Genomic DNA, 25634 nt, shown 5'->3' with positions numbered 1-25634 from the left:
AATCGCTTATACGGGTGATTATCCATGCACAACGATAACGATACGTTACTTCAGCTCTGGCGTGTCGGCTTGTCATGTGAGAAAATTCGCCCCACGAACCCGATCGCCACGTGGCAGACGCCGAACAGCAGCGCCGCCAGCAGCAGTGCGATCAGCGTAGCGGTCAGCACGCGGCCGGTCGGCAGGCTCAGCGCGAAGAACCGGGCGACGAACGGGATGAACAGCCCGATCACGCCGGCCGCCGCGAACAGGGCCACCAGTATGCCGCGCCACGAGCTGAGCGGCCGGGCCACGCGGGCGAGCACGAACACGCCGAGCGCGAACACGATGATCGCGCAGGTGGTGCGCAGCGCCGCGAGATCGGCGGGCCGGGACACGTCCCACCCCATGATGTCCGGCAGCAGCCAGGACGACAGCAGCACCGACAGGGCGATGGCCACGCCGCCGGGCAGCGCGAACCGGATCACACGCGAAAGGAACCCGGGGATGTAGCGCCGCGTGTTCGGCGCGAGCGCGAGGATGAACGCCGGCATGCCGATGGTCAGCGCGCCCACGTACGTGATGTGCCGGGGCAGATACGGGAACGGTATCGCGGTGAGCACCACGCCGAGCGAGATGAGCGCCGAATAGACGGTCTTGACGAGGAACAGGCTGGCGACGCGCTCCATGTTGGCCATGACCTGACGGCCGCGGGCGACGACGTCGGGCAGGTGGGAGAACTTCGAGTCGACGAGCACGACCTGCGCGACGGCCTTGGTGGCCGGAGCGGCGTTGCCCATGGCGATGCCGAGGTCCGCCTCCTTGATGGCGAGCGCGTCGTTGACGCCGTCGCCGGTCATCGCCACCACGTGCCCGCCGACGTGCAGCGCGTCGACGATGGCCTTCTTCTGGTCGGGCAGCACGCGGCCGATCACGTCGACGTCCTCGAGCACGCGCGCCAGCTCGTCCACGTCCTCAGGAAGCTTGCGGGCGTCCATGGCGACCGGCTTGCGCGAGCCGGTGAGCCGCACCTTAGCGGCGATCGCGCCGACGGTGACGGGGTTGTCGCCGGAGATGATGCGGCAGCGAACCCCCTGGTCGCGGAACCAGGCGAGCGTCGGCTGCGCGTCGTCGCGGATCCGTTCCGAGCACAGGACGAGCGCGACGGGCCGCGCATCGGCCAGCAGGCTCGGATCGTCGGCGAAATCCTGCGGCGCCGGGCCGTCGGCGCGGGCGAGCAGGACGACGCGGCTGCCTTCCGCCGCATGATCGTTCACCTGCGCGAGCACGGCAGCATGGTCGCCGGGCAGCGCGGCGAGCAGCACCTCGGGCGCGCCCATGTACCATACACCGGCGCCGCCCTGCGACGGCTCGTCGGCCGACGGACCATAGGCGATGGCGCTCCACTTGCGGGCGGAGGAGAACGGCACGCGCGCGGCGACCGCGCCGGAGAGGACGCCCTGCGCGCCCAGCGCGTCGAGGATCGCCCGTCCGGTGGCGTTCGGCTGCCCCTCGTCCGCAAGGTCGTACAGGGCCTGCATGGTCCGCGGCGAGACCGGTGCGTCGCGGTCGAGCGGCACGATGCGGTCGAACGCGATGCCGCCGTCGGTGATGGTGCCGGTCTTGTCAAGGTTCAGGCAGTCGACGCGCGCGAGCGTCTCCACGGATTCCAGCTCCTGGACGAGCGTGTTCTTGCGGGCGAGCCGCATCGCGGCGACGGCGAAGTTCAGCGAGGTGAGCAGCACGAGACCTTCGGGGATCATGCCGACCACGCCGGCCACGGCGGAGATGACCGCCTGCCGCCAAGATCCTGTGGCCACGGCGTAATCCCATCCGCCGACCGTGCGCACCTGCGACCAGATCAGCAGCGCACACAGCGGCACGACGAGGAACGTCATGAACTTGAGAATCGTGTTGATGCCCTTGTTCAGGTCGGAGACGGTCTTCTTGTACACCTTGGCGCGGGCGGTGAGCGTGGCCGCATAGCTGTGCTCGCCGACCGCGTTGACGTGGACGAGCGCGACTCCGGAGACCGCGGCCGAGCCGGAATACACCTCGTCGCCCTCACGCTTGCGCACGGTGCGCGACTCTCCGGTGAGCATGGACTCGTCGAGCTCCAGTCCCCACGTGCGCACGACGCGGGCGTCGGCGGGCACCTGCTCGCCGGAGCGCACCCACAGCAGGTCGTCGAGCACGATGCCAGCGGACGGCACCCGCGTGTCGCGTCCCGAACGTCGCACCACATAGTCGGATGCGACGAGGATCGACAGCCGGTCGAGCGTACGCTTGGCCTTGAGCTCGGTGACGATGCCGATGCCGGTGTTGATGATGATGACGAAGCCGAAGACGGCGTCCTTCCATGATCCGGCGAGCAGCACGAGGATCATCGCGGCGACGATGATGCCGTTGAACAGCGTGAACACGTTCGCGCGCACGATGTCGGCGATGGAACGGGATGTGGTCTGCCTGACCGTGTTGGCGCGGCCCGCTTCGACGGCCATCTGCGCCTGCGCGTCGGTCAGGCCGGTCTCTTCGACGTGTGGGAGGTTCAGCTGTTCGCTCATGGTCTCCACCATAGCCGCGGGTATCGGCCGGCAGCATCAGGCGCGCGGATGATATCGCCCGCCGACCTGTCAGCTGGAACGGAACGGGTCAGGAGACGATCGTGGAGACGGTGACCTGCCGCGGATGCGGCTTGTCGTCGATGATGGTGGCGATGGCCTCGTTCAGCGGCGTCGCCTCGGCGTCGCGGTCGTTGATGACGAACGTTGCGGCGAACAGCGTATCGTCGATTGGCGGATGGACCGGGTTGAGCAGCACGACCGGGATGCCGGCCTCGCGCGCACCGGTCAGCGCCATGTCCCAGTCGTCGCGGTCGGCGTCGGTGACGTCGATGCCGCTGACCATGATGACGCTCACCTTGCGCACGGTCATCGTCTCCACCCCCTGGCAGGCGGCCTTGACGGGGTCGGTGACGGCGTTGGTCGAGATGTAGGGCGCCTGCAGGTCGGCGTCGTGGAAGGCGTCGAGCACGAGCGCGTCGACGTCGGTGTCCTTCGAGCCGATGACGCCGATGATCATGTCGGGCTGTTCGATGCCCTCGTGCGCCACCGCCGGCTCGCGCTCCTGCGTGTCGCCGACCGCCTTGCCTTGGGGGACGCAGCCGGCGAGCGAGCTGACGGCGGCCAGCGTGCACAGGATGGCGGCGATCCTGCGCATGACGTGGTGCACTCCCCACGCGGCGGTCCTGGCCCGGTGCGGATGTCGCCTGCGCGCGCCCATCGGTCAGCGGCCTTCCCGGACGAACAGCGCGACCGTCTCGACGTGGTGGGTCATCGGGTAGATGTCGAACGCGTGAATGTCACGCAGCGTGTATCCTTCGGCGACAAGCGTGGCGGTGTCGCGGGCGAGGCTGGTCGGGTCGCAGGCGATGTAGATGACCGAGCGGGCGCCTGCCGCGGCGATCTGGCGGCACACCTTGGCATGCGCTCCGGCGCGAGGCGGGTCGAGCACGACCAGATCGGGCCGTGCCAGGTTGGCGGGCACCTGGGCGAGCGTGGCCGCCACGTCGCCGCATCGCGCGTCGACGTCGGCGAGGTCCAGCGCGCGCAGGTTGCGTTGCGCGTGGTGCACGGCCCGTTTGCCGCCTTCGACGCTGAGCATGCGCGTACGGGGGCTGGTCAGGGTGGCCAGCGGCAGGGTGAACAGTCCGGAGCCTGAGAACAGGTCCCACACGCATGCGGACGCCGCGTCGCCGATCTGCCGGCGCGCGAGGTCGATCACGTGGCCGGTGAGCGCCAGCGGCGCCTGCCGGTGCACCTGCCAGAAGCCGTTGGCGTCGACCTGATAATGGAACGCGCGGCCGGCGACGGTGACGGTTTCGGTCAGCTCCTGACGGCCCGCCCGCAGACGGCCGTCCACGAGCACCGCATAGTTGTCGTCGGATTTGCCGTTCTCGCGCGGCTCGGGGACGGACAGCCTGATCTGCGCGCCCGGCTCGAATCCGCCATCCCAGACATGCTCGGCGTCGGCGACATCGAGCAGCTCACGGGAGGCGAGCGGCATGGTGTCCAGCGGCACGCGCACATGGGTGCCGCGGCGGCGCATGGAGGGGCGGCCGTCCTCGTCGGCGATCATCTCGATGCGGGTGCGCCAGTGCAGTCCGCCGGACTGTTCGTCGCCGGGCATGCGGTCGACCGTCACGTCCGTGGTCACATGGCCGAGTCGGCTCATCTGCTCGTTGATCGTCGCCGTCTTCCAGCGCAGCTGCCCGTCGAGGCTGACGTGCACGAGGTCGGCGCCGCCGACTCCCCCACCCATGGCGAGCGGGCCGGCAAGCGGCCATGCGGGCTCCACGCGGTCGTCGCCTGCCTCCAGCACGTTGACGACCTCGCCGGTCCAGTAGCGGTCGTCGCGGTCATGCGGCTCGTCGAGACGGACGTCGACCAGCTCGCCGGGCAGCGCGAACCGTACGAACACGACACGGCCGTCGATGTGGCCGACGCAACGTCCCTGATCGGCGTATCGTTCGATGCGCATGCGAACATCCATGGGGGTTGTTGTTCCTTTCGCTTGGCTTATCGGCGCCGGCACGGTCCGTCATGGGCGACCGCCGGCATGTGGTCCGTCACTTCCTGCTGTCTGTGGGAGCGGCGGCGTCCTTCACAGCAACGTCCTGCGCGGCCGCCTTCGCCGCGGCCTTGTGCCGGTGCAGCGGCGTGGCGATGATCAGGTACGACACCCAGATCGCCAACGCCCAGAACGGGATGCCCATGAGCAGACGGGTCGTGCCCAGCCACACCACGTTGTCGGTGAGGTACAACGGCACCTGCACCGCCAGACGCAGCGCGAACACGCCGATCCACAGTGCGGTCGCGCGCATGTAGGCGCGTTTGAGCGCCCGGTCGCCCATCCAGTCATCGAACCATGCACGGAACCGTTCCGTGGGCAGGCTGCGGATGAACTCGACCATCAGGCCCAGCCCCGGCACGCGCACGGCCAGCGACAGCGACAGCAGCACCAGGTACACGGCGTTGGTCAGGAAGCCGAACATATAGTAGTTGCGCGCCTCGTGGCTTTTCCATGCCCAGACCAGGCAGATGCCCACGGCCAGCAGGCCGCTGAGCGCACCCATCACCGACTGCCGCTGCACGAGCCTGACGATCACCTGCAGCGCGGCCAGCGCGGCCGACACCCCGATGGTGAGGTTGAGGTTGTTCGTGACGACGAACAGCACGACGAACAGGACGCCGGGAAGCATCGATTCGACGACGCCACGCGGTCCTCCGATCGCATCGATGACGGAGAAGTCGTCGTCCTCCCCCGCCTGTGCGAGCGCCGCCATGCCGGTGCGCCTGCGCTGGTCCTTGCCTTCGGCCATCGTTCTCCCTTGATTGCCGGGTCCGCCGTCACCGCACTTCGGAGAACATCGGGCCGCGGGCCAGCGTGGTCTTCACTTCGGTCTGCTGGTCGGAGTCGAACGGGCCGTCGGGCTTGTTCGGAATGTCCTTGAGATGCTCCTTGCCTTCCGTCTCGTCGGCCGCGGCCATCTCCTCGGCGGCCTTGCGCTGGGCGGGGGTGACGGGCGGGTGCATGGGGATGAGGTCGCGCGGGGCGAGCGGCTCCTCGCCGCGCTCGACCACGATGTCAGCGAAGTACTTGTTCAGCGCCTTGGTCTCGTCGGCGTCCGGATCGGTCGCCGCCTTGCCTGAAAAGATGCCACGCAGCATCCAGCGCGGGCCGTCGACGCCGACGATGCGCGTGCGCAGGGTGCGGCCGCCCTTGAGCGTGACCGGCAGCTGCAGCTCGGTGCCGAACACGCCGGGCTGCTCCTCGGCGTTCTCGTTGCCTTCAATCAAGTCGGCGCGCACGTCGTCCCACAGGCCGAGCGTCTTGGGCGCGGCGAACGCCTCGATCTCCAGGCTGGATGCGCCGTAGGTGATGGTCGTGCCCAGCACCTCCTGGGTGGCGCGGTTCGCCTTGATGCGCAGCTGCAGGCCCGGCAGATACGGCAGATAATAGGAACCCATGTCGAGGTAGTCGTCGTAGTCGGGCACGTCCTCGTCGTCGACGTCCCACGGGCCCCACGTCTCGCCGCGGCCCTCATAGGTGTCGCGGGCGACGGTCGGCGCGGCCTCGGCGGCGGCGTCCCCGGACTCGTCGTCCTCATCCTCGGACTGCGAGGCTTCGGCGGCCTTCGCGCTCTCCTCCTCGGCCTTCGCGGCGGCCTCCTCGGCCTCGCGCTCACGCTTCTTCTTGCCGAATCCGAACAGTCCCATGGGTATCCTCGTTTCGTTGTGACGTTGCTTCGGTGACGGGCGCCGGTGCCGGCGCATCCGTGACTAGCGACTAGCGTAGCACCTGCCCTTGCGTTTCGCTGGGAACGGCCGCGCTCACACGTCGTAGCGAATCGTCAGCGGCGCATGGTCGGACCATCGCGCGTCGTAGCTGGGCGCCTTGTCGATGACGAACCCGCGCGCGGTTTCGGCCAGTTCCGGGGTGGCGAGCTGGTAGTCAATCCTCCAGCCGACGTTGTTGTCGAAAGCGCGGCCACGTTGGCTCCACCACGTGTACGGGCCGTCGATGTCGCCGGCGAGCGCGCGCATCACGTCGACGAACTCCAGGTCGCCAAGCCAATGGTCCATGTAGGCGCGCTCCTCAGGCAGGAATCCGGCGTGCTTGACGTTCGCCTTCGCGTTTTTGATGTCGAGCGGCGTGTGCGCGATGTTGTAGTCGCCGCACAGCACCGACTGCCGGCCGCCGCGAGCCGCCTCGTCACGAAGCGCCGCCAGCCGTTCGTTCATCGCGTCGAGGAACCGATACTTCTGCCGCATCTTGACCGGATCGTCGGCGTTGCCCGAGTGCACGTACACGCTGGCGACGGTGATCTCGTAGCCTTGCGGCGTACGCACGTCGGCCTCGATCCAACGTCCGGAGTCGACATCCTCGCCGAGGCCGGGCAGGCCGTACCGGCGTGCGGTGACGGGCAGGTCGGCGAGCAGTGCGACGCCGGCGCGCCCTTTGACGCGGCACACCTCGTTCATGGCGGTGACGTCGTCGGGACCGGCGGCAGCGTCCGCTTCGACGTACCGCTCGGCGAGCTCGCCCATGATGGCGTCGACATCCGGCTGGGGCGCACGCACCTCCTGCATGCACCAGACATCGGGGGCGTTGTCGTACGCCCAGTCTGGCAGGCCCTTGCGTTTCGCCGCGCGGATGCCGTTGACGTTCGTTGTGGTGATGGTGATCATGGCTGCCATGATAGCCGCCGACACGCCCGCGACGGTTATGCCGGCGGCAACGGCATGACGATGGTGGCGCGGGAGTAGACTTGCGGTGTCATTCATGCACACCGTCACGAAAGGACGACTTCATATGGCCGAAAGCCAGTCAGAGCGGGGTCTGACCCCGGAACGTCTTCATGAGTACTCGACGCGATTCAACGGCGACCGTGCGAACCTGGTGGCGGCCAACGCCGCGGTGTCAGGCGGCGTGCTGAAGGCCGCGACCTCGTATCGCGGCCTTCGCGAGCTGCCACGCACCTTCTCTGTGGAGCTCAAGCAGGGCACGATCACCAATCAGGAACGTTCGGGCCGCTGCTGGATGTTCGCGTCGCTCAACACGCTGCGCTATGAGCTCATGCACCGTTGGAACCTCGAGGATTTCGAGTTCTCGGAAAGCTACCTGTTCTTCTACGACAAGCTGGAGAAGTCGAACCATTATCTGGAGAACGTGCTGGCAACGCTGGACGAGCCGACCGACGGCCGCGTCTTCCAGGCGATCAACGAGTCGCCGGCAGACGACGGCGGCTGGTGGCAGATGTTCGTGCCGCTGGTGAAGAAGTACGGCCTGGTGTCCAAGGAGGCGTACCCGGAGTCGGCGAACTCGCGCGATTCGGACGCCTTCGCCCAGTATCTGAACACGAAACTGCGCGAGTTCGCCGCCAAGCTGCGCGACGCGCACAAGTCCGGCCGCACGATCGACGAGCTGCGCGCGATGAAGGACGAGCAGATGGCGACGGTCTACCGCATCTGCGCCGTGTCCATGGGCGAGCCGCCGGCCACGTTCGACCTGCTGCTCAAGGTCAAGGACGACGACGACAAGACGGACGGCAAGACGGACAACGTCGACAAGCCGCAGTCCGCCGCGCACTCCGGCATCGACGGCCGCAAGCAGATTGTGGAGCGCGGCATCACGCCGCAGGACTTCTACAAACGCTATGTGGGCGTCGACCTGGACGATTTCATCTGCCTGACGAACTCCCCGCTCGCCTCCACCCCGTACTACCGCCGCTACCAGATCGACTACGAGGGCAATGTGGCGGAAGCCGGCCTCATGCAGTTCGTCAACGTGCCGCTGGACGTGTTCCGCAAGGCGGCCGTGGACCAGCTGTCCGCCGGTCACCCGATTTGGTTCGCATGCGACTGCATGCAGTTCGCGCTGCGCAAGGAGGGCGTGTTCGACCGTGCGAGCGTGCGCGTCGACGAGCTGTTCGGCACCGAGTTCACGTCCGACAAGGCGCACGGCCTGGAGTACGGCGACTCCCCCAGCAACCATGCGATGACGCTGACCGGCGTGAACATCGGCGCCGACGGGCAGCCTGACCGGTGGAAGATCGAGAACAGCTGGGGCAAGGACAACGGCCGTGACGGCTACTTCGTCGCCTCGGCTCCGTGGTTCGACCGGTACACGCAGGAGATCATCATCCGCAAGGAGTTCCTGGACGAGCGGACGCTGGCGGCGCTTGCCGGCGAGCCGGTGACGCTGCAGCCGTGGCAGCCGATTTCGAGGATCTGCCGCTGACGTCGGCCGCCGACGTCACGTTATGGACGTCACGTGACGTCGCAGCCGATAACGATTGAGGCCCCGACGAACACTAGGTTCGTCGGGGCCTCAATCGTTATCGGCTGATGCGCTGGATCAGTCCAGCCCCAGCTGCAGCTTGCCGCCGGGGATGGCGTCAAGCAGGTCACGGGTGTACTGCATCTTCGGATGGTCGAAGACCTCATCCGTGGTCGCGTGCTCGACGAGCTTGCCGTGCTGCATGACGACCACCTCGTCGGCGATCTGACGCACGACGGCGAGATCGTGGGTGATGAACAGGTAGCTCAGTCCCTTTTCGGCCTGCAGGTCGTTGAGGAGGCGGAGCACCTGATCCTGCACGAGCACGTCCAGTGCGGACACGGCCTCGTCGCAGATAATCACGTCCGGGTCAAGCGCCATGGCTCGCGCGATGGCGATGCGCTGGCGCTGGCCGCCGGACAGCTCGTTGGGGTAACGGGTCATCACGGACTCGGGCATCTCGACCATGTCGAGCAGCTCGCGCACGCGCTTCTCGCGGCTCTTCTTGTCGCCGATCTTGTGGATGCGCAGCGGCTCCTCGATCGAACGGTAGATGGAGTACATCGGGTCAAGCGAACCGTACGGGTTCTGGAAGACCGGCTGCACGTGACGGCGGAAGTCCAGCAGCTGGCGGCCCTTGAAGCCGGCGATGTCCTGGCCCTCGTAGATCACCTTGCCGGAGGTCGGCTCCAGCAGCTTGAGGATCATGTTGGCGACGGTGGACTTGCCGGAACCGGACTCGCCCACGATGGCCAGCGTGGTGCCGCGCTTGACGGAGAACGACACGTCGTCGACCGCCTTGAACAGCTCCTTCTTGCGCGGCAGCTTGAACTCGCGGGTCAGGTGCTCGACGGTGATGATGTGCTCGCTCTTCTTGAGCGCGTCCTCGCCCTTGACCTGGTGCTCCATGAGCGCCTTCGCGTCCTCGCCGCGCTCGTGCGCGGAGATGATGCGCTGGGAGGCCAGGGAGGGTGCCGCGGCGACCAGACGCTTGGTGTACGGGTGCTGCGGGTGCTGGAGCACCTCGAGGCTCGGGCCGGACTCGACGACCTGGCCCTTGTACATCACGACGATGTGCTGGGCGCGTTCGGCGGCCAGACCCAGATCGTGGGTGATGAACAGCACGGCGGTGCCGAGGTTGTCGGTGAGCATGTGCAGGTGGTCGAGGATCTTCTTCTGCACGGTCACGTCCAGTGCGGACGTCGGCTCGTCGGCGATGAGCAGGTCGGGGCGGCATGCCAGGCCGATGGCGATGAGCGCGCGCTGGCGCATACCGCCGGAGAACTCGTGCGGGAACTGGCGGGCGCGGGTGGCGGCGTCGGGCAGGCCGGCTTCGGAAAGCAGGCCTGCGATACGGTCGTTCATCGTGGAACCGGTGACGTGCTCCTTGGCGACGACCCACGCGTCATCGTCCTTCACGCCGGCCTTGATGAGGTCGTCGGCGACACGCCAACGGGTCTCGGATCCGGGGACCCACTCCTCCTTGAAGCGCTCCATGAGCTTGGCGATCTTCTCGTCGCTCTTGCCGGCAGCCTTGAGCGCGACCTTGGCGGCATCGAAGAGGGCCGGAAGCTCCTGGGAGCCGATGAAGGTCTCGTCGTCGTTGGTCTTGACGGCGACCTCATCGCCGGCAAGGGCCTTGGCGAGGGCGGAGCGCTTCTCATGGGCGACGTCCATGCCGTTGGCCTTGAGCGCCTCCTTGACCTGGGTGCCGATGCGCCACACCGGGTTGAGGTTGCTCATCGGGTCCTGCGGGACGAGGCCCATCTTGCTGCCGCGCAGCTTCTGGTAGTCCTTCGGCTTGAGGCCGGCGATCTCCTGGCCTTCGAGCTTGATGGAGCCGCCGACTACCTTGCCGGTGCCGGGCAGCAGGCCGAGCACGGCCATGGCGGACGTGGACTTGCCGGAGCCGGACTCGCCCACGATGGCCACCCACTGGCCGGGGTACACGCTGAACGAAGCGTCGCGCACGGCGTGCACCGCACGCTTGTCGTCGGTGGTGAAGTCGACCTTGAGGTCCTTGACCTCGAGCAGCGGGCCCTGGGCGCGCTGCATCTCGGCCAGCTTTTCCTTCATGTTGGTTGTTTCAGTCATTGTTTCCCCTCACGCTCAGGCCGTACGGCTCTTCGGATCCAAGGCGTCCTTCACGCAGTCGCCCAGCATGATGAAGGCGAGCACGGTGATGGCCAGCGCGAGCGACGGCCAGAACAGCACGGACGGATTGGTGGTGAGCAGCGGCTGCGCGTTGCTGATGTCGCCGCCCCAGCTGACGACGGACGACGGCAGACCGATACCGAGGAAGCTCAGCGTCGCCTCGGAGACGATGTAGCTGCCGAGCGACATCGTGGCCATGACGATGGCAGGGGCGAGCGAGTTCGGGATGATGTGCTGGAACAGGTTGCGGATCGGCGAGGAGCCGAGGGCCAGCGACGCGGTGTTGAACTCGAGGTTCTTCGCCTCGAGGACGGAACCACGCACGATACGCGCCATGCTCACCCAGCCGAAGATGGCCAGGGCGAAGACGACCTTCCAGATGGAGGAGGAGGTGCGGAACATCTGCAGCACGACGATGGCGCCAAGCAGGAACGGGATGGCGAAGAAGATGTCGGTGATACGGCTCAGGATCGCGTCGACCCAGCCGCCGAAGAAGCCGGCGATGGCGCCGATGAAGCCGCCGAGCAGCGTGACGATGATGGTCGTCAGGATGCCGATGCTCACCGAGGTGCGGGCGCCGTAGATCACGTGCGCGTACACGTCGCAGCCCTGCAGGTCGAAGCCGAGCGGGTGGCCGGCGCGTGCGCCCTCGAGGGAGTTGTCGAGCACGCAGTTGAGCGGGTCGACCTTGGTGAACAGCTGCGGGAACAGCGCCACGATGAACACGAAGACCACGACGATGGAGGAGATGATGAACAGCGGGTTCTTTCGCAGCACCTTCCATGCGTCGGCCCACATGCTGGTCGGCGGCACGGACTCGTCGAGGTAGTCGACCTCCTTGAGCGGGGTCTCCTCGAGAGGTGCGACGAAGCGCTCCTGACCGGGCAGCGGATCGACGAAGAGCTCCTTGCCCTGCTCTTCGATTGCGGAATTCTGATCTGTCATAGGTAATTCACCAAACCTCTCACGCGTAACGGATTCGCGGATCGAGCACGGCGTACAGCAGGTCGACGAACAGGCTGCACACCACGAAGATCAGGACCATGATGGTGACAATGGACACGACCAGCGTGCCCTCGCCACGCAGGATGGCCTGGTACAGCGTGTTGCCGACGCCCTGGATGTTGAAGATTCGTTCGGAGATCATGGCACCGCCCATGAGCGCGCCGAGGTCGGCGCCCAGGTAGGTGACGACCGGGATCAGCGAGTTGCGCAGGATGTGGCGCACGGTCACGGAGCTGTTGCTCATGCCCTTGGCGCGCGCGGTGCGCACGTAATCTTCGGCGATGTTGGAGGTGATCTCGGTGCGGGACAGTCGAATGATCGAGGCCATCGAGACGCTGCCGAGCACCATGGCCGGCATGAGCAGGTCGAGGAATCCGGGGTTGGCGCTCACCGTCACCGGAAGGATGTGCCACTTGACGCCGAAGAAGTACTGCATGACGAAGCCGGTGACGAAGGTCGGCACCGAGATGAGCAGCAGGGAGAGGACGAGGATGACGGTGTCGTACCACTTGCCCTTGTTGAGGCCCGAGATGATGCCGAAGATGACACCGAAGATGCCCTCGAAGACGAACGCCATCAGGCCGAGCTTGATGGTGACCGGGAAAGCGCGTCCCACGACATCGATGACCGGCTGGCCGGCGAACGTGTTGCCGAAGTCGAAGGTCAGCGAGTTCTTCAAGAAAATGAGCCACTGAACGATGAACGGCTTGTCGAGGTTATACTCGGCTCGGATTTGCGCGGCAACGGCCTGATTTACCGGCTTGCCGCCGAACATCGCGGTGACGGGGTCGCCTGGGAGGGCGAAGACAAGCGCATAAATCAACAACGTCGTGCCGAGGACTACTGGGATTACCTGCAATATGCGTCGCAGCAGATATCGACCCATCGGCTATCTCCTTTTTCTTCTGCGAATCGGATACGGCTACTGCGGCATCGACTCGTCTTTAGAATAACGTTCTGTAGTGTACCAGTGCGATTTGATTTTATGTAACGAAATATTCACATCCGAGACAATCACGTTACGTACGGCACTGTTTTTTCGACAATCTTCTGTCGGATGGTGATGCATATGAAGAAGGGGAGGCAGTAAGACTGCCTCCCCTTCTTCATCGAATGATCATGTCTGCCGAATCAATTGACCCGGCCGACGATCACTTCTTGGAGAGCTCCTCGTAGATCGGCACGTTCTGCCAGTTCATCTTGAAGTTCTTCACGCCCTTGGCGGCGACGCCCTTGGCGTTCGCGTACCACAGCGGGACGGACGGCATGTCGGCGAGCAGCTGCTCCTCGGCCTGCTGGAAGTACTTGTTCGCCTCGTCGGTGGTCTTCGCGGAAGCGGCCTGGCTCAGCAGGGAGTCGAACTTGGCGTTCTTGTAGTCGCCGTTGTTCGAACCGTTGCCGTCGGCAGCGCCCGACGAGTACAGGGACTTGAGGTAGGAATCCGGCGACGGGTAATCCGGCTGCCAGGCCTGACGGAAGGCGTTCTTGATCTGGCGCTTCTCGATGGTGTTGTTGAACTCGGAGAAGGTCGGAATCGGGGTCGCCTCGGCGTTGATGCCGAGCGTGTTCTTGATGGAGTTGGCGATGGCGTCGTAGGTGTCCTTGCCGCCACCATCAGCGTTGTAGGAGATCTTGAACACGTAGTCGGACGGGATCGGGCTGATCTTGTTGGCCTCGTCCCAAGCGGCCTTCGCCTTCTCCTTGTTGTACTTCAGGTACTCGTTGCCCTTCAGGCTGTCGGAGTAGCCCGGGATGACCGGGGCGGTGAAGTCGACGGCCGGGGTGTTGGTGCCGTTGCCGATCTTGTCGATGATCTGCTGGCGGTTGACGGCCATGGAGATGGCCTGACGACGCAGCAGGCCGGCCTTGTCGCCCTGCGCGAAGTACTGCATGTCAGCCGGGAAGATGAAGTACTGGAGCACGGAGCCCGCGGACTCGACGGCCTGCACGGAGGAATCGGTCTTGAAGGTCTTGATGGCGGACTGAGCCACGGTGTCCATGGCGTCAAGGTTACCGGCCTGGACGTCCTTGTAGGCGGCCTCGGTGTCGGTGTAGACCTTGAAGGTCAGGCCATCGTTGTTGACGGTGGCGGTGCCCTTGTAGTCCTTGTTCTTCAGCAGCTTGATGAACTGGTTGTGATCCCAGGACTGGAAGGTGTAGGGGCCGTTGGTGACGGGCTTGTTGCCGAAGGCCTTCGGATCCTTGAAGAAGGAGTCGGCCAGCGGAGCGAACGCGGCGTAGCCCACGAGGATCGGGAAGGTGGAGCTCGGCTCGTTGAGGTCCACGGTGAAGGTCTTGTCGTCCACGACCTTGAGGCCGGAGAGCTGCTCGTCGCCCTTCAGGCCGCTCTTCTGCAGGTCGTCATAACCCTTGATGACGTTGAAGAAGGAGGAGCCCAGCTGAGCGTTCTTCGCGTTGGCGGCCCAGCTCCAGGCCTTGGTGAAGTTCTCGGCCTTGACGGTGGTGCCGTCGGAGAACTTCCAGTCCTTCAGCTTGATGGTGTACTGGGTCATGTCGTCGTTCGCGGTGATGGACTCGGCGACCTCGTTCTGGGCGTTGCCCTTGTCGTCAAAGCGGACGAGGTTCGAGAACATCTCGGAGATCGGGTCGCCGCCGCAGGTCTCGACGGTGTTGGACGGAACGAGCGGCTTCGCCGGCTCGCAGCCGTTCACGGTGATGATGTTGCTCTCGGCGCTGGCGTTGTTGTTGCTCGAAGAGCCGCAGCCGCTCAGCAGCATCGCCGCGGCGCACGCAGCAGCCGCAATGGCAAGTGCTTTCTTCTTCATGAATGTTTCTCCTATCGTTGTCGCCCTCCGGGACTCTCCATCCCGAAAGGCCTCAAGCAAAAAGGGTCGCGGCACGAACCTCCTGATTCATGTGCACAACCCCTTTGCTGATTGATTCTCAGTATTGCGCATCAAGATGACACATACAACCCGTTTCCCGAAACGCGGATATAACACGCAATAATCGGCCTTTCAGCGCGCACACAGCGCCAATACCCCGGAATTCCAATGGATTACGCAGTTTTTTGCCAGTTTGCGGCAGTGGGGCATCCCCTCATGTCAACGGTCACAGGCCATACGCTATGTTACAAACAGGTTAATTCCTGCGATACGCCATTCATGATCGGCGCATCATGTGATAGCGGACGCCGCCGCTATGCGCGGGGGAACGCCTGACGGTAACGTGACTTCAGCTGCTCGATCGACACATGAGTGTACCGCTGCGTCGTGCCCAGCGAGGCGTGTCCGAGCATCTCCTGCACTTCACGAAGGTCCGCTCCCCCGTCAAGCATGTGCGTCGCCGCGCTGTGACGCAGCGCATGGGGGCCGATGTCCGGCACACCGGCCTGCCCGGCCTGCCGGTGCACCACCTCCCGCACGATGCGCCGGTCGACGCGCTGCCCGCGCATGCCGACGAACATCGCCGCCGTGCCGTCAGCGGCAGCCATCACCGGCCGGCCGTCGTGCAGCCATGACGCCAACGCGCGCGCGGCCGGGGCGCCAAACGGCACGACACGCTGCTTATCACCCTTGCCGGTGACCCTCACGGTACGCGTCGAGAAATCCACGTCGTCGACGTCGATCCCCACCAGCTCCCCCACGCGGATGCCGGTGGCGTACAACATCTCCAGCATCGCGGCGTCACGCAACGCCACCGCGGCGCGGCGGCCGTCGCCCTCCCCCGTCGCCCTGACCGCCTGCTCGTCCGCCGAATCCATGAGCCGCGCCGCCTGCGCCTCGGTAAGCACCGTCGGCAACGTCACGCCGACCTTCGGCGTCATCAGCGCCGCGGCAGGATCCGAGCCGATCACCCCATGCAGGAACGCCCACGAGAAGAACGAGCGGACCGAGACAACCTTGCGCGCCATCGTGGAGCGCGCATGGTCGCGTGATTCCACGGCCATCCATCCGCGCAGGTCGTCGATGGTCGTCTCGCGAAGGTCCTCCACCCCACGCCCGCGCAGTATCGTCAGGCATGACGAGACATCGTCACGATAGCCCTTGATCGTATTGTCCGACAGGCCGCGGTTCGCCTTGAGATACGTCACGTACCGGTCCAGCACGTCGTCCGTCGTCATACCGCACGCTCCTTGTACATATACCTTTATATATATGGTCGCGATTCGCACGCGTCGTTACGCCGCACCATACCCGCCAGGGGCTACACTGGAACAACGGTCAGGCAAAGGAGTCATCATGGCGATCCCGAATGAAATCCCCGCACATGCACGCATCGTCGTACGCGTTTCGGAAGGCGTGGACCCGGTGGACCATCGGATGAAATACCGCGACTACGTCGGCCATGTCACCTCGTGGGACGGGCACACGCTGGAGATGGTCCGCGACGCGGCCGCCAACGGCTCGCGGCCGGCGCAACGGGTGACCATCGACGCGGATACGATCATCACGCTCAAGCCGGTGCCGGAACGCAACTTCACCCGTCCCTGATTCGTGTCACAGCCGCCATCCATCTGTCACAGCGTGTACCTACCCGCTGTGACAGATGAGCCGTCAAGACCGCCGCCAGTCAGCAAACTCCAGAGGTCGGGCTGCCGGAACTTGCGTCAGGCTTCGGGGAACGCGGCACGTGAGATCACGCGCACGGTTCCGGCGTCGTCGATGTCGACGATCCGCTCGCCCGCGCGGGCGCTGTCGAGCAGCACACGCCGCCAGTCCGTCGCGCTGCCGGCGTCGGCGGCAATGTCAAGTGTGAACCGGCGCGTGGAGTCCGGCGTGTCGGCCACGGCGTCGGCCGCTCGCAGCCTCGCCTTGTAGTCGCGGAACGGCTGGCCGTCCGCGAAGAAATCCGTCATCACCGCGTCGTCGCCTGTCTGCAGCGCGTCGGCCACGGCGGTCAGCCGCGCGGCCATGGAGCGCAGCAACGCCTCGACATTAATCGCGTCCTCGTCGACCATGGCCCGAGTGCGGTCAGGGTCGGTGAGCGCGACGCGCGTCATGTCACGCCATGAGCCTGCCGCGAGCGCCGCCGCGATGTTGCGGTCGGGGTTGTCGGTCAGTTCGTTGATGAGCGCGGTGGCGACGACGTGCGGCATGTGCGAGATCATCGCCGCGGCACGGTCGTGGGTTTCGTCGTCCAGCACGATCGCCTGGTTGCCGGCCTGACTGCAAATGAGCGCCGCCACCTGCCGGAACCTGCCGAACGGCGTCCTGTCATCGACGGTGATGGCCCAGAGCGCGCCGTCATAGAGTGCAGGGTCGGCAGCCGACCATCCTGACAGTTCGTTGCCGGCCATCGGGTGCGCTCCCACATAGCAGTCGTTCAGCCCCGCCTGCATGACCTGATCGCGGACCATGCCCTTGACGCTGCCGACGTCGGTCAACGTGGTGACGTCGCGGTCGATCGCCGGCTCGAGCGCGGCAAGCACGGCCGGCATGGCCTTGAGCGGATTGCACAGGACGATGACGTCCGGCTTGGCGGCGGCCACGTCGGTAAGGTCCGGCACACAGCGGATGCCGTCCCGTGCCGCCTGCGCGTACGGCTCGTGATGTCGGTTCCATGCGATGACGTCGACTCCGGCGTGGGCGAGCCTGCGGGCGAGCGAGCCGCCGATGAGTCCCAGCCCGACGATGCCGACCGTGCCGTGGACTTGGTTATGGTGAATGTCGGCGCGCGTTACCACAGCAGCTCCTTTCGTACGGCGGCGTCGTCCTGCCAGCGTGCGGATGCGGTCATGCCTTCATGCGGCGTCTGCCGCCCGGTGTCATGTTCGACGACGTCATGCTCGACGACGTCATGCTCAACGACGTCATGCGCCCCGCTCTTGTCGAGGCGTACGCCGCCGTTGGGCAGCGACCAGGCGTAGACGGGCGGGTTCGGCCGTTCCTGCCGCGGGTAGACGGCCAGCGTCTTCACCCAGTCGCCGTGTTCGGCGACCTCGGCAAGCACCGAGCGCAGATGGTCCTGCCATGGCGCCGCGTCGATCGTGGCGATGAAGCTGTAGGTGCCGGCCCGGCCTTTGATGGGACGCGAGATGAAGCTGGTCATGTTGAGGCCGGCGTCGCGAAGCACGTCCAGCAGGTTCGCCAGGACGCCCGGTCCTGTGCTCAGGGGGATGAAGGCGATGATGGATTCGAACTCCGTCGCCGACGGGTCGGCTGCAGATGCGGCGAGGATGTCGGCGGCCTGCGAGCGGGGCGCCAGCATCAGAAAGTCCGTATGCGCGCCGGCATAGTCCTCGACGCCGGCCGCCACGCGGTCGAGCCCGTACAGGTTGCCGCAGATGCGCGGGCCGAGCGCCACCTGACCGACGGTCAGATCCCGGCATGCCGCGCCGTTGGAGGCTGCCGGCACCGGTTTGAGATGGTGACGTGCGGCGATTTCGCGGCATTGCGCAAGCCCATGCGGATGCGCGGTGATTGTGGAGCATCGTTCGAGTGTGTCGCCCGGCCGGACGTAGGCGTCGAATGAGACGTCGACGCCGATGCGGGCGATTCCTGCGATGTCGGTCGCGTCGATCAGCGCATCGAGATTGGGCACCACATAGCCTTCGATGTTGTTCTCCCAGGCGATGACGCCCCATTCGCCGGATTTCTGGACCGCGGAGAGGATGGAGGCGGCATCGGGTTCGGCGACAAGCGTGGCATCGGCGGCATCGGGCAGGAGCGTGGCGGCATCCAGCGCCGCCTGATGGGTGAAGGTGCCTTGCGGCCCGAGAAAATGGAGCGTGCGTCTGGTCATTGGCGGGCCGCCGCTTCATCAGGGATGTCGCCGGTGTCGGCCAAGCCGGTCTCGGCGGCAGGACGGTCGCCGGCCTCAGTGTCGGCAGTCTGCGCAGTCGTTCTTGCGGCAGGATCCGCGGACGAGCGGCCAGACTGCGTGTCGGGCTTGGCGCTTGCCGCCGGGATGGTGAACCAGCGGGCGGGCATCGGCAGCATGAGCAGCTGGATCACGATGCAGCCGATGAGCCAGGCATAGCCCACATGCTGAGACCAGTAGGGAATCGAGCCTCCCGAGAAGCCGATCGGGGTCAGTGCATCGCCGGTGCCTTGGGTGGCGATCATCCACACGACGCCGGATGACGTGATGAGGTGCACCGCGAGCCCCGCCACACCGAGTCGCGCACGGGCGCACCACGTGGACAGCGCGAGCAGGACGAACGCGAGCAGCAATCCATAGGGGATGTTGGCCGATGCGCCCATGCGATGCGCGAATGTGCCGATCAGTCCGGATGCGATGCCGGCGAGCGCGGTGACAAGGATGGCGAGCGCCGGGTTGAGCCGGTGCGACCATGGGCGTGCGGCGTCGTCCGCCTGCCGCGTGTCGGCATCGTTCTTGGAGGTCACTGGTGAAGTCATGCCCACCAGTATAAGTGCGGCCGTGTCGTGCGGCCGGCCGCGTCCCACGGTTCCGCCCGTCGAGGGGTCGTGCAGACGACTATGGGGCGGCCCGGATGCTCCCGGACCGCCCCACAGGTCATGCGCTATGCACTTGCGTCATACGCACCGCCGCGAAGGCGTCGTGCCACAACGCCGTCAGGCATTGTTATTTGCACGCTGAGCCGTCAAGCGGACGGTCCAGTGGACCGTCCGTAGGCGAAGTGAGCGGCACCGCCGCGAAGGCGTCGTGCCACAATGCCGTCAGGCATTGTTATTTGCACGACGCTGCTTGGCGCGCCACTTGTACCAGTCCTCGCGGCTGAGGATGATCTTGCGCACGCGGATCGCCTCCGGCGTCACCTCGACGCACTCGTCCTCGTTCGCGAAGTCGAGGGACTCCTCGAGGCTCATCTTGATCGGCGGGGTGAGGGTCTCGAGCACGTCGGCGGTGGAGGAGCGCATGTTGGTCATGTGCTTGGCGAGCGTGATGTTCACGTCGAGCTCGTCGGGCTTGTTGTTGATGCCGACGACCTGGCCTTCGTACACGTTGGACTGCGGCTCGACGAAGAAGTTGCCGCGGGCCTGCAGACGCTGCATGGCGTACGGGGTGGCGACGCCGGCGCGGTCGGAGACCATGGAGCCGTTCTGGCGGGTGACGATGGCGCCCGCCCATGGAGCGTAGCCGGCGGACAGGGAGGAGGCGATGCCGGTGCCACGCGTGGCGGACAGCAGCGCGGTACGGAAGCCGATCAGGCCGCGGGACGGCACGGTGAACTGCAGGCGCACCCAGCCGGAGCCGTGGTTGGACATGGAGTCCATGCGGCCCTTGCGGTCGGCCATGAGCTGCGTGACGGTGCCCATGTACTCCTCGGGCACGTCGATGGTGGTGCTTTCCATCGGCTCGTTGATCACGCCGTCGATCTTCTTGGTGACGACCTGCGGACGGCCGACGGTCAGCTCGTAGCCTTCGCGGCGCATCTCTTCGGCGAGGACGGCCAGCGCGAGCTCGCCACGGCCCTGGACCTCCCAGGCGTCGGGGCGCTCGGTGGGCAGCACCTTGATGGACACGTTGCCGATGAGCTCGCGGTCGAGACGGTCCTTGATCATGCGGGCGGTGAGCTTGTGGTCCTTGCCTTCGCGGCCGGCCAGCGGGGAGTCGTTGACGCCGAAGGTCATGGAGATGGCCGGGTCGTCGACGTGGATGAGCGGCAGCGGCTTCGGGTCGTTGGGGTCGACGATGGTCTCGCCGATCATGATGTCGTTCACGCCGGCGACGGCGACGATGTCGCCGGGGCCCGCGGATTCGACGGGCTGGCGCTCGAGGCCCTGCGTGCGCAGCAGCTCGGCGACGCGGAAGTTCTCGATGGTGCCGTTCACGCGGGACAGGCCGTAGGTCTTGCCCTTCTCCAGCGTGCCGTTGTAGATGCGGACCAAGCCGAGTCGGCCGAGGAAGTCGGAGGAGTCGATGTTGGCGACGTGCGCCTGCAGGGGCGCGCCTTCCTCGTATTCGGGGGCGGGGATGTACTTGATGATGTCCTCGAAGAGCGGCTCGAGGTTGTCGTTATCCGGCAGGGCGCCGTCAGCGGGCTGGTTGATCGAGGCGTAGCCGGCCTTGGCGGCGCAGTAGACGACGGGCAGGTCGAGCAGGTGGTCGAGGTCGAGGTCGATGCCCTCCTCGACGACATCCTGGGCGAGGCCGAGCAGCAGGTCGGTGGCCTCGGAGACGACCTCGTCGATACGCGCGTCGGGACGGTCGACCTTGTTGATGCACAGGATGACCGGCAGCTTGGCCTCGAGGGCCTTGCGCAGCACGAAACGGGTCTGCGGCAGCGGGCCTTCGGAGGCGTCCACGAGCAGGACGACGCCGTCGACCATGGAGATGCCGCGCTCCACCTCGCCGCCGAAGTCGGCGTGTCCAGGCGTATCGATGATGTTGAGGGTGATGCCGTCCGGGTAGCCGTACTTGGCGGCCAGCGGGCCGGTGTACTCCACGGCCGTGTTCTTGGCGAGGATGGTGATGCCCTTCTCGCGTTCGAGCGCGTTGGAGTCCATCACACGGTCCGGCACCTCTTCACGGTCGGAGAACACGTGGGACTGCTTGAGCATCGCGTTCACCAGCGTGGTCTTGCCGTGATCGACGTGCGCCACGATCGCCACATTTCGAATATCACCACGAACCGCCATCGAAAACCTCTCTTAATCGATTTTGTTGATTCTTGTTGCGTAACCGTTCGGTTCTGACTTGCTTGGTATTGTTTCGGCTGTTCACCTGTCACTTACACACAAACCGCCACGATGATACCCGGACGACCCGACCGCGACCGACGTCCGTAGGCGCCGCTGAGTTCGTCTGCGGCGCCGACGCAATGTCACCGCCCGGTGAGGGAGTCGTAGGACTCTTCGACGGCGAGGCTGACGCGCTCCACCTGCTCGCGGGTCAACGGCTCGCGGAAGGTCATGCGCAGGGCTGATTTGGCGATTGACGGCTCCAATCCCATGGCCAGCAGCGTCGGCGGGATCTCATGTCTGCCGATCGCGCACGCGGAGCCGGACGAGCAGGCGATGCCGCGCGCGTCCAGGTCCACGAGCAGCGCCTCGCCGGTGACGCCGGGGAACACGAACGAGACGTGGCCCGGGAGCCTGCGCTCCGGGTCGCCGGTCAGTTCGGCGCGGGGCACGACCCGTCGTATCGCGTCGATGAGCATGTCGCGCGATGCGACGAGATCACGCCAATGCGCGGCCATGCGGGTGGTCGAACGCCGCAAGGCAATCGCGAGCGCGACCGCTCCGGCCACGTTCTGCGTGCCGGAGCGCAGTCCACGTTCCTGGCCGCCGCCGGAGATCAACGGCTCGATGGGCGTGCGGCCGCGTACCAGCAGCGCGCCGAGACCCTTCGGCGTACCGAACTTGTGGCCGGAGACGGCGAGCGAATCGACGTCCCAGGCACGCATGCGGATGGGGATCAGTCCTGCGGCCTGCACGGCGTCGACGTGGACGGGCACGCCGTGGCCGTGCGCGATCTCGACGATCCGCTCGACCGGCTCAACGGTGCCGACTTCATTGTTGGCGAGCATCACGGAAACGACGGCGGTCCGCTCCCCCGCCTCGCCGGCGAGCGCCTGTTCGAGTGCGGCAAGGTCGACGTGGGCCTGCGCGTCGACGGGGACGCGCACGACCTCGAAGCCGAACCAGCGTGAGAGCCATTCGGCGGACTGCATGACGGCCGGATGCTCGATCGCCGAGACCACGATGCGCGGCGGCCTGCCGGAGCCCGATCCGGGGGCGAGTCCGAGCGCCTTCATCCTCGCCATCGCGATGCCTTTGACGGCGAGGTTGTCGGATTCGGTACCGCCCGAGGTGAAGATCACGTCGTCCGGCCTGGCACCGAGGTCGGCGGCGAACGAGGCGCGCGCGGCGTCGAGCGCGCGGGCTGCGGTCCTGCCGGGCTGGTGGACGCTGGCCGGGTTCGCGTACGCGTCGGTGAGGAACGGCAGCATCGATTCGATGACGTCCCGGCTGACCGGTTCGGTGGCGGCGGCGTCGAGGTACAGCTCCTCTGGTTCGTCGGTCATGATCGTCCTTTCCGCATCATGCATTGCCGGACCCTTACCGGCCCTGCCAGTCGAGTCCGAGGTCGATGGAGCGCACGGAGTGGGTGAGCGCCCCGACGGAGATGACGTCGACGCCGGTCGCGGCGACGGCGGCCACGCGGTCGAGGCTCATGTTGCCGCTTGCTTCGACGATGGCGCGTCCGGCGATGAGTTCGACGCCGCGGCGGGTGTCGTCGAGCGTGAAGTTGTCGAGCATGATGGTGTCGGCTCCGCCTTCGAGCACGGCGGGGATCTGGCCGAGCGAGTCGACCTCGACCTCGATGTGCGTGGTGTGGCCGACCTGTTCGCGTACGTGGAGGATTGCGCCGGCGAGGTCGATGCCGCGTGCGGCGAGCGCCGCGAGATGGTTGTCCTTGAGCATGACCGCGTCCGACAGGCCGTAGCGGTGGTTGTGGCCGCCGCCGCAGACGACCGCGTATTTCTCGAACGGACGCAGTCCGGGCGTGGTCTTGCGCGTGTCGACGATGCGGGTGCGCGGGTAGCGGCGCGGTCTGGCGACGTGCATGCCGCTGCGCGTCTCGAACCCGCCCTCGTAGATCGCGTCGACGGCGGCGACGAAGGCGGCGGTCATCATGGCGATGCCGCTCATGCGCTGCGTGAAGTTCAACGCGACGCGTTCTGCGGTCAGCAGGTCGCGTACGGGCCCGGCGACGGTGGCGAGCGATTGCCCCTTGTGGAACCGTTCGCCGTCCGCGATGGCCGATGTGACCTCGATCGCCGGGTTTTGCGCGTGGAAGGCGGCCGCGAACACGTCGACGCCGCTCATCACGCCGTCTTCGCGGGCGGTGAGCGACGCCGTGCCGGTTTCGTCGGCCGGAATGGTGGTTTCGCAGGTGATGTCGCCGTAGGGTGCGTCTTCGGCGAGCGCCGCTTCGACGGCGGTGCGGATGATGTGCTGGGTGAGCATGGCTGGGTTTCCTTGTCTGGCGGTTCAGCCTCTGACGTAGGCGACGGAGTGCGCCCAGGCGTCCAGCGGTTCGGGATGGTCGGTGCGTGCGTGGGCGCCGCGCGATTCGGTGCGGGCGAGCGCCGCGGTGGCGGCGACATAGCCGACGGTGAGCATGTTGCGGTTTTCGAGCGTTTCGATGGAGTCAGCATACGTGGTGTCATGGCTGTCGCCGGCTGCGGCGTTCACGTCCGTAACCGCGAGACCGTTGCGCAGCTGGGTGATGGCCGTCGTCAGTCCGTCGGCGTCGCGCAGGACGCCGACTCCGGTCCACATCGTGCGCTGGATGCGCGCGCGGTCCCACACGTCGCCGGGCTCAGCCGTGGCTTGCGCGGCGGGCGCGGTCAGCTTGACCGGTTCGGCGTCGTAGGCCTTTCCGGTCGCGGAGTTGAGCAGCGGCTGCGGCGACCAGATTGTGTCATCCGGGTCCGTGACGGCGGCCAGTCCGGCGCGCCGCCCGTAGACGAGCCCTTCGAGCAGCGAGTTGGAGGCGAGGCGGTTGGAGCCCATCACGCCGGTGCGGGCGCATTCGCCGGCCGCATAGAGTCCGGGGATGGAGGCGCGGCCGTCGAGGTCGGTGCGGATGCCGCCCATGTAGTAGTGCGCGGCGGGGGCGACCGGAATCGGCTCACGGCTCCAGTCGTAGCCGAGCGAACGGGTGTAGGCGTCGATGGTCGGGAACCGGTGGGCGAGGAACGCCGCAAGGTCCGGGTGGTCGTGCGCCATCGGGGAGACGTCGAGCATGACCGGACGGCCGTCCTGCCGCTGCATGACGCGGAAGTTCTCGCGGGCGACGACGTCGCGCGGCGCGAGTTCGGCGCGTGGGTCGACGTTCTTCATGTACCGCCGTCCATGCTCGTCGAGCAGGATGGCGCCTTCGCCGCGCACGGCTTCGGAGACGAGGAAGTGCTCGCCGACCGCCATCGCGGTGGGATGGAACTGGTAGAACTCGAGGTCGGCGACCTGCGCGCCGGCGCGCCATGCCGCCGCGAGACCGTCGGCGGTGGCGACCTGAGGATTGGTGGTGTACGGGTACAGGCGTCCCGCGCCGCCAGTGGCGAGGATGACGCGATCGGCGTCGAGGTCGACCGTCACCGGGCCGTCGCCATGCACCATGGCCGACAGGCCGTTCCACGTCAGACCGTCGCCGGTCTGTTCTCCGGACGGGTCGATGAGCAGCCGGACTCCGGTCATGCGCCCATCGGTGACGATGAGACCGCGCAGGAACGCGTGTTCGATGGTGTGGATGCGCGGGTTGGCACGCACCATGGCGGACACGTCGAGTTCGAGCACCTTGCCGGTGGCGTCTCCCCCGGCGTGCACGACGCGCGCCCTGCAGTGCGCGGCTTCGAGCCCGCGCAGCATACGCCCCTGCGCGTCGCGGTCGAAGTGCACGCCGAGCGCGGCGAACTCGCGAACCCGGTCGGCGCCTTCCCTCGTCAGGATGTCGACGGCCTTGGGGTCGCACAGGCCATGGCCTGCGGCGATGGTGTCGGCGGCGTGCAGTTTCGGGTCGTCGTCGGCGAAGATGGCCGCGGCGATGCCGCCTTGCGCGTGGTAGGTGTTCGATTCGACCAGTTCGGCCTTGGTGACCAGCGTCACGTCATGGCCGCTGCCGGCCACGGCCAATGCGGCGGACAGTCCCGCGACGCCGGCGCCGATGACGATGATGTCGTTGTTGCTCATACGTACGCTCCATTCGATGAGTGACTCGTTACCCTCACGGCTGCCGCCGTTCGGCTGAACCTGCGGACG

The 25634-nt window shown here is 66.4% G+C and carries 20 protein-coding genes; 2 read left to right on the top strand and 18 right to left on the bottom strand.

The window, feature by feature from the left end; translation table 11 throughout:
* Nucleotides 1–50: 50 nt before the first annotated feature.
* The 6 genes from F7D09_RS00295 to F7D09_RS00270 form a co-directional block, all read right to left on the bottom strand.
* Nucleotides 51–2543 carry an HAD-IC family P-type ATPase gene (locus F7D09_RS00295; protein ID WP_152233448.1) on the bottom strand — a complete coding sequence of 831 codons (2493 nt, stop codon included), beginning with the start codon at nt 2541–2543 and terminating at the stop codon, nt 51–53.
* Nucleotides 2544–2631: 88 nt separating this feature from the next.
* The gene (locus F7D09_RS00290; protein WP_152233447.1) at nt 2632–3198 is read right to left on the bottom strand and encodes a type 1 periplasmic-binding domain-containing protein; all 567 of its coding nucleotides are present in this window, start codon (nt 3196–3198) and stop codon (nt 2632–2634) included.
* 66 nt (nt 3199–3264) lie between these two features.
* A complete protein-coding gene (locus F7D09_RS00285) occupies nt 3265–4530 on the bottom strand; it encodes a class I SAM-dependent RNA methyltransferase (RefSeq protein WP_152233446.1) in 1266 nt (421 codons plus the stop codon).
* 76 nt (nt 4531–4606) lie between these two features.
* Nucleotides 4607–5359, bottom strand: coding sequence for a DUF3159 domain-containing protein (locus tag F7D09_RS00280; protein ID WP_152233445.1), 753 nt, complete (start codon nt 5357–5359; stop codon nt 4607–4609).
* Between the two features lie 28 nt (nt 5360–5387).
* Nucleotides 5388–6257 carry a DUF3710 domain-containing protein gene (locus F7D09_RS00275; RefSeq protein ID WP_152233444.1) on the bottom strand — a complete coding sequence of 290 codons (870 nt, stop codon included), beginning with the start codon at nt 6255–6257 and terminating at the stop codon, nt 5388–5390.
* 114 nt (nt 6258–6371) lie between these two features.
* Nucleotides 6372–7229 (bottom strand): exodeoxyribonuclease III, encoded by an 858-nt coding sequence (locus F7D09_RS00270; RefSeq protein ID WP_152233443.1) that lies wholly within the window; start codon nt 7227–7229, stop codon nt 6372–6374.
* A gap of 124 nt (nt 7230–7353) precedes the next feature.
* On the opposite strand from F7D09_RS00270, the gene F7D09_RS00265 reads away from it, so the two are divergent.
* Nucleotides 7354–8781, top strand: coding sequence for a C1 family peptidase (locus F7D09_RS00265; RefSeq protein ID WP_193312238.1), 1428 nt, complete (start codon nt 7354–7356; stop codon nt 8779–8781).
* Nucleotides 8782–8898: 117 nt separating this feature from the next.
* Here F7D09_RS00265 and F7D09_RS00260 read toward each other — a convergent pair whose 3' ends face one another.
* The 5 genes from F7D09_RS00260 to F7D09_RS00240 form a co-directional block, all read right to left on the bottom strand.
* Nucleotides 8899–10914, bottom strand: coding sequence for a dipeptide ABC transporter ATP-binding protein (locus F7D09_RS00260; RefSeq protein WP_152233442.1), 2016 nt, complete (start codon nt 10912–10914; stop codon nt 8899–8901).
* Nucleotides 10915–10929: 15 nt separating this feature from the next.
* A complete protein-coding gene (locus F7D09_RS00255) occupies nt 10930–11919 on the bottom strand; it encodes an ABC transporter permease (protein WP_152233441.1) in 990 nt (329 codons plus the stop codon).
* A 19-nt stretch (nt 11920–11938) separates the two neighbouring features.
* Nucleotides 11939–12865: an ABC transporter permease gene (locus tag F7D09_RS00250; RefSeq protein WP_152233440.1), complete on the bottom strand. Its 927-nt coding sequence runs from the start codon at nt 12863–12865 to the stop codon at nt 11939–11941.
* A gap of 265 nt (nt 12866–13130) precedes the next feature.
* Entirely contained in the window at nt 13131–14765 is a 1635-nt protein-coding gene (locus tag F7D09_RS00245; protein WP_152233439.1) for a peptide ABC transporter substrate-binding protein, read from the bottom strand.
* Nucleotides 14766–15139: 374 nt separating this feature from the next.
* Complete coding sequence (locus tag F7D09_RS00240) at nt 15140–16063, bottom strand: tyrosine recombinase XerC (protein ID WP_152233438.1); 924 nt, start codon at nt 16061–16063, stop codon at nt 15140–15142.
* 118 nt (nt 16064–16181) lie between these two features.
* Here F7D09_RS00240 and F7D09_RS00235 point away from each other — a divergent pair, with 118 nt between their 5' ends.
* Entirely contained in the window at nt 16182–16433 is a 252-nt protein-coding gene (locus tag F7D09_RS00235) for a DUF6725 family protein (protein WP_152233437.1), read from the top strand.
* A 116-nt stretch (nt 16434–16549) separates the two neighbouring features.
* Here F7D09_RS00235 and F7D09_RS00230 read toward each other — a convergent pair whose 3' ends face one another.
* The 7 genes from F7D09_RS00230 to F7D09_RS00200 form a co-directional block, all read right to left on the bottom strand.
* Nucleotides 16550–17626 carry a prephenate dehydrogenase gene (locus F7D09_RS00230; RefSeq protein ID WP_264371958.1) on the bottom strand — a complete coding sequence of 359 codons (1077 nt, stop codon included), beginning with the start codon at nt 17624–17626 and terminating at the stop codon, nt 16550–16552.
* Complete coding sequence (locus F7D09_RS00225) at nt 17620–18684, bottom strand: prephenate dehydratase (protein WP_152233435.1); 1065 nt, start codon at nt 18682–18684, stop codon at nt 17620–17622. The genes F7D09_RS00230 and F7D09_RS00225 overlap by 7 nt, the downstream gene beginning before the upstream one ends.
* The gene (locus tag F7D09_RS00220; protein WP_319792546.1) at nt 18681–19301 is read right to left on the bottom strand and encodes an alcohol dehydrogenase; all 621 of its coding nucleotides are present in this window, start codon (nt 19299–19301) and stop codon (nt 18681–18683) included. Before F7D09_RS00220 ends, F7D09_RS00225 begins: the two co-directional genes overlap by 4 nt.
* A 282-nt stretch (nt 19302–19583) precedes the next feature.
* Entirely contained in the window at nt 19584–21506 is a 1923-nt protein-coding gene (gene typA / locus F7D09_RS00215; protein WP_152233434.1) for a translational GTPase TypA, read from the bottom strand.
* A gap of 185 nt (nt 21507–21691) precedes the next feature.
* A complete protein-coding gene (locus F7D09_RS00210; RefSeq protein ID WP_152233433.1) occupies nt 21692–22894 on the bottom strand; it encodes a cysteine desulfurase family protein in 1203 nt (400 codons plus the stop codon).
* A gap of 34 nt (nt 22895–22928) precedes the next feature.
* Nucleotides 22929–23840, bottom strand: a complete 912-nt coding sequence (nadC, locus tag F7D09_RS00205; protein WP_152233432.1) for a carboxylating nicotinate-nucleotide diphosphorylase — start codon at nt 23838–23840, stop codon at nt 22929–22931.
* Between the two features lie 24 nt (nt 23841–23864).
* Nucleotides 23865–25565 carry an L-aspartate oxidase gene (locus F7D09_RS00200; protein ID WP_152233431.1) on the bottom strand — a complete coding sequence of 567 codons (1701 nt, stop codon included), beginning with the start codon at nt 25563–25565 and terminating at the stop codon, nt 23865–23867.
* Nucleotides 25566–25634 lie beyond the last annotated feature (69 nt).

This window comes from Bifidobacterium leontopitheci (genome assembly GCF_009193355.1).
Classification (GTDB): Bacteria; Actinomycetota; Actinomycetes; order Actinomycetales; family Bifidobacteriaceae; genus Bifidobacterium; species Bifidobacterium leontopitheci.
This window is presented reverse-complemented; position numbering and strand designations above follow the sequence as displayed.

Excerpts from the sequence above, each read along its gene's own strand:
- F7D09_RS00295 (WP_152233448.1), bottom strand. The coding sequence starts at position 2,543 with ATGAGCGAACAGCTGAACCTCCCACACGTCGAAGAGACCGGCCTGACC.
- F7D09_RS00290 (WP_152233447.1), bottom strand. The coding sequence starts at position 3,198 with ATGCGCAGGATCGCCGCCATCCTGTGCACGCTGGCCGCCGTCAGCTCG.
- F7D09_RS00285 (WP_152233446.1), bottom strand. The coding sequence starts at position 4,530 with ATGGATGTTCGCATGCGCATCGAACGATACGCCGATCAGGGACGTTGC.
- F7D09_RS00280 (WP_152233445.1), bottom strand. The coding sequence starts at position 5,359 with ATGGCCGAAGGCAAGGACCAGCGCAGGCGCACCGGCATGGCGGCGCTC.
- F7D09_RS00275 (WP_152233444.1), bottom strand. The coding sequence starts at position 6,257 with ATGGGACTGTTCGGATTCGGCAAGAAGAAGCGTGAGCGCGAGGCCGAG.
- F7D09_RS00270 (WP_152233443.1), bottom strand. The coding sequence starts at position 7,229 with ATGATCACCATCACCACAACGAACGTCAACGGCATCCGCGCGGCGAAA.
- F7D09_RS00265 (WP_193312238.1), top strand. The coding sequence starts at position 7,354 with ATGGCCGAAAGCCAGTCAGAGCGGGGTCTGACCCCGGAACGTCTTCAT.
- F7D09_RS00260 (WP_152233442.1), bottom strand. The coding sequence starts at position 10,914 with ATGACTGAAACAACCAACATGAAGGAAAAGCTGGCCGAGATGCAGCGC.
- F7D09_RS00255 (WP_152233441.1), bottom strand. The coding sequence starts at position 11,919 with ATGACAGATCAGAATTCCGCAATCGAAGAGCAGGGCAAGGAGCTCTTC.
- F7D09_RS00250 (WP_152233440.1), bottom strand. The coding sequence starts at position 12,865 with ATGGGTCGATATCTGCTGCGACGCATATTGCAGGTAATCCCAGTAGTC.
- F7D09_RS00245 (WP_152233439.1), bottom strand. The coding sequence starts at position 14,765 with ATGAAGAAGAAAGCACTTGCCATTGCGGCTGCTGCGTGCGCCGCGGCG.
- F7D09_RS00240 (WP_152233438.1), bottom strand. The coding sequence starts at position 16,063 with ATGACGACGGACGACGTGCTGGACCGGTACGTGACGTATCTCAAGGCG.
- F7D09_RS00235 (WP_152233437.1), top strand. The coding sequence starts at position 16,182 with ATGGCGATCCCGAATGAAATCCCCGCACATGCACGCATCGTCGTACGC.
- F7D09_RS00225 (WP_152233435.1), bottom strand. The coding sequence starts at position 18,684 with ATGACCAGACGCACGCTCCATTTTCTCGGGCCGCAAGGCACCTTCACC.
- F7D09_RS00220 (WP_319792546.1), bottom strand. The coding sequence starts at position 19,301 with ATGACTTCACCAGTGACCTCCAAGAACGATGCCGACACGCGGCAGGCG.
- typA (WP_152233434.1), bottom strand. The coding sequence starts at position 21,506 with ATGGCGGTTCGTGGTGATATTCGAAATGTGGCGATCGTGGCGCACGTC.
- F7D09_RS00210 (WP_152233433.1), bottom strand. The coding sequence starts at position 22,894 with ATGACCGACGAACCAGAGGAGCTGTACCTCGACGCCGCCGCCACCGAA.
- nadC (WP_152233432.1), bottom strand. The coding sequence starts at position 23,840 with ATGCTCACCCAGCACATCATCCGCACCGCCGTCGAAGCGGCGCTCGCC.
- F7D09_RS00200 (WP_152233431.1), bottom strand. The coding sequence starts at position 25,565 with ATGAGCAACAACGACATCATCGTCATCGGCGCCGGCGTCGCGGGACTG.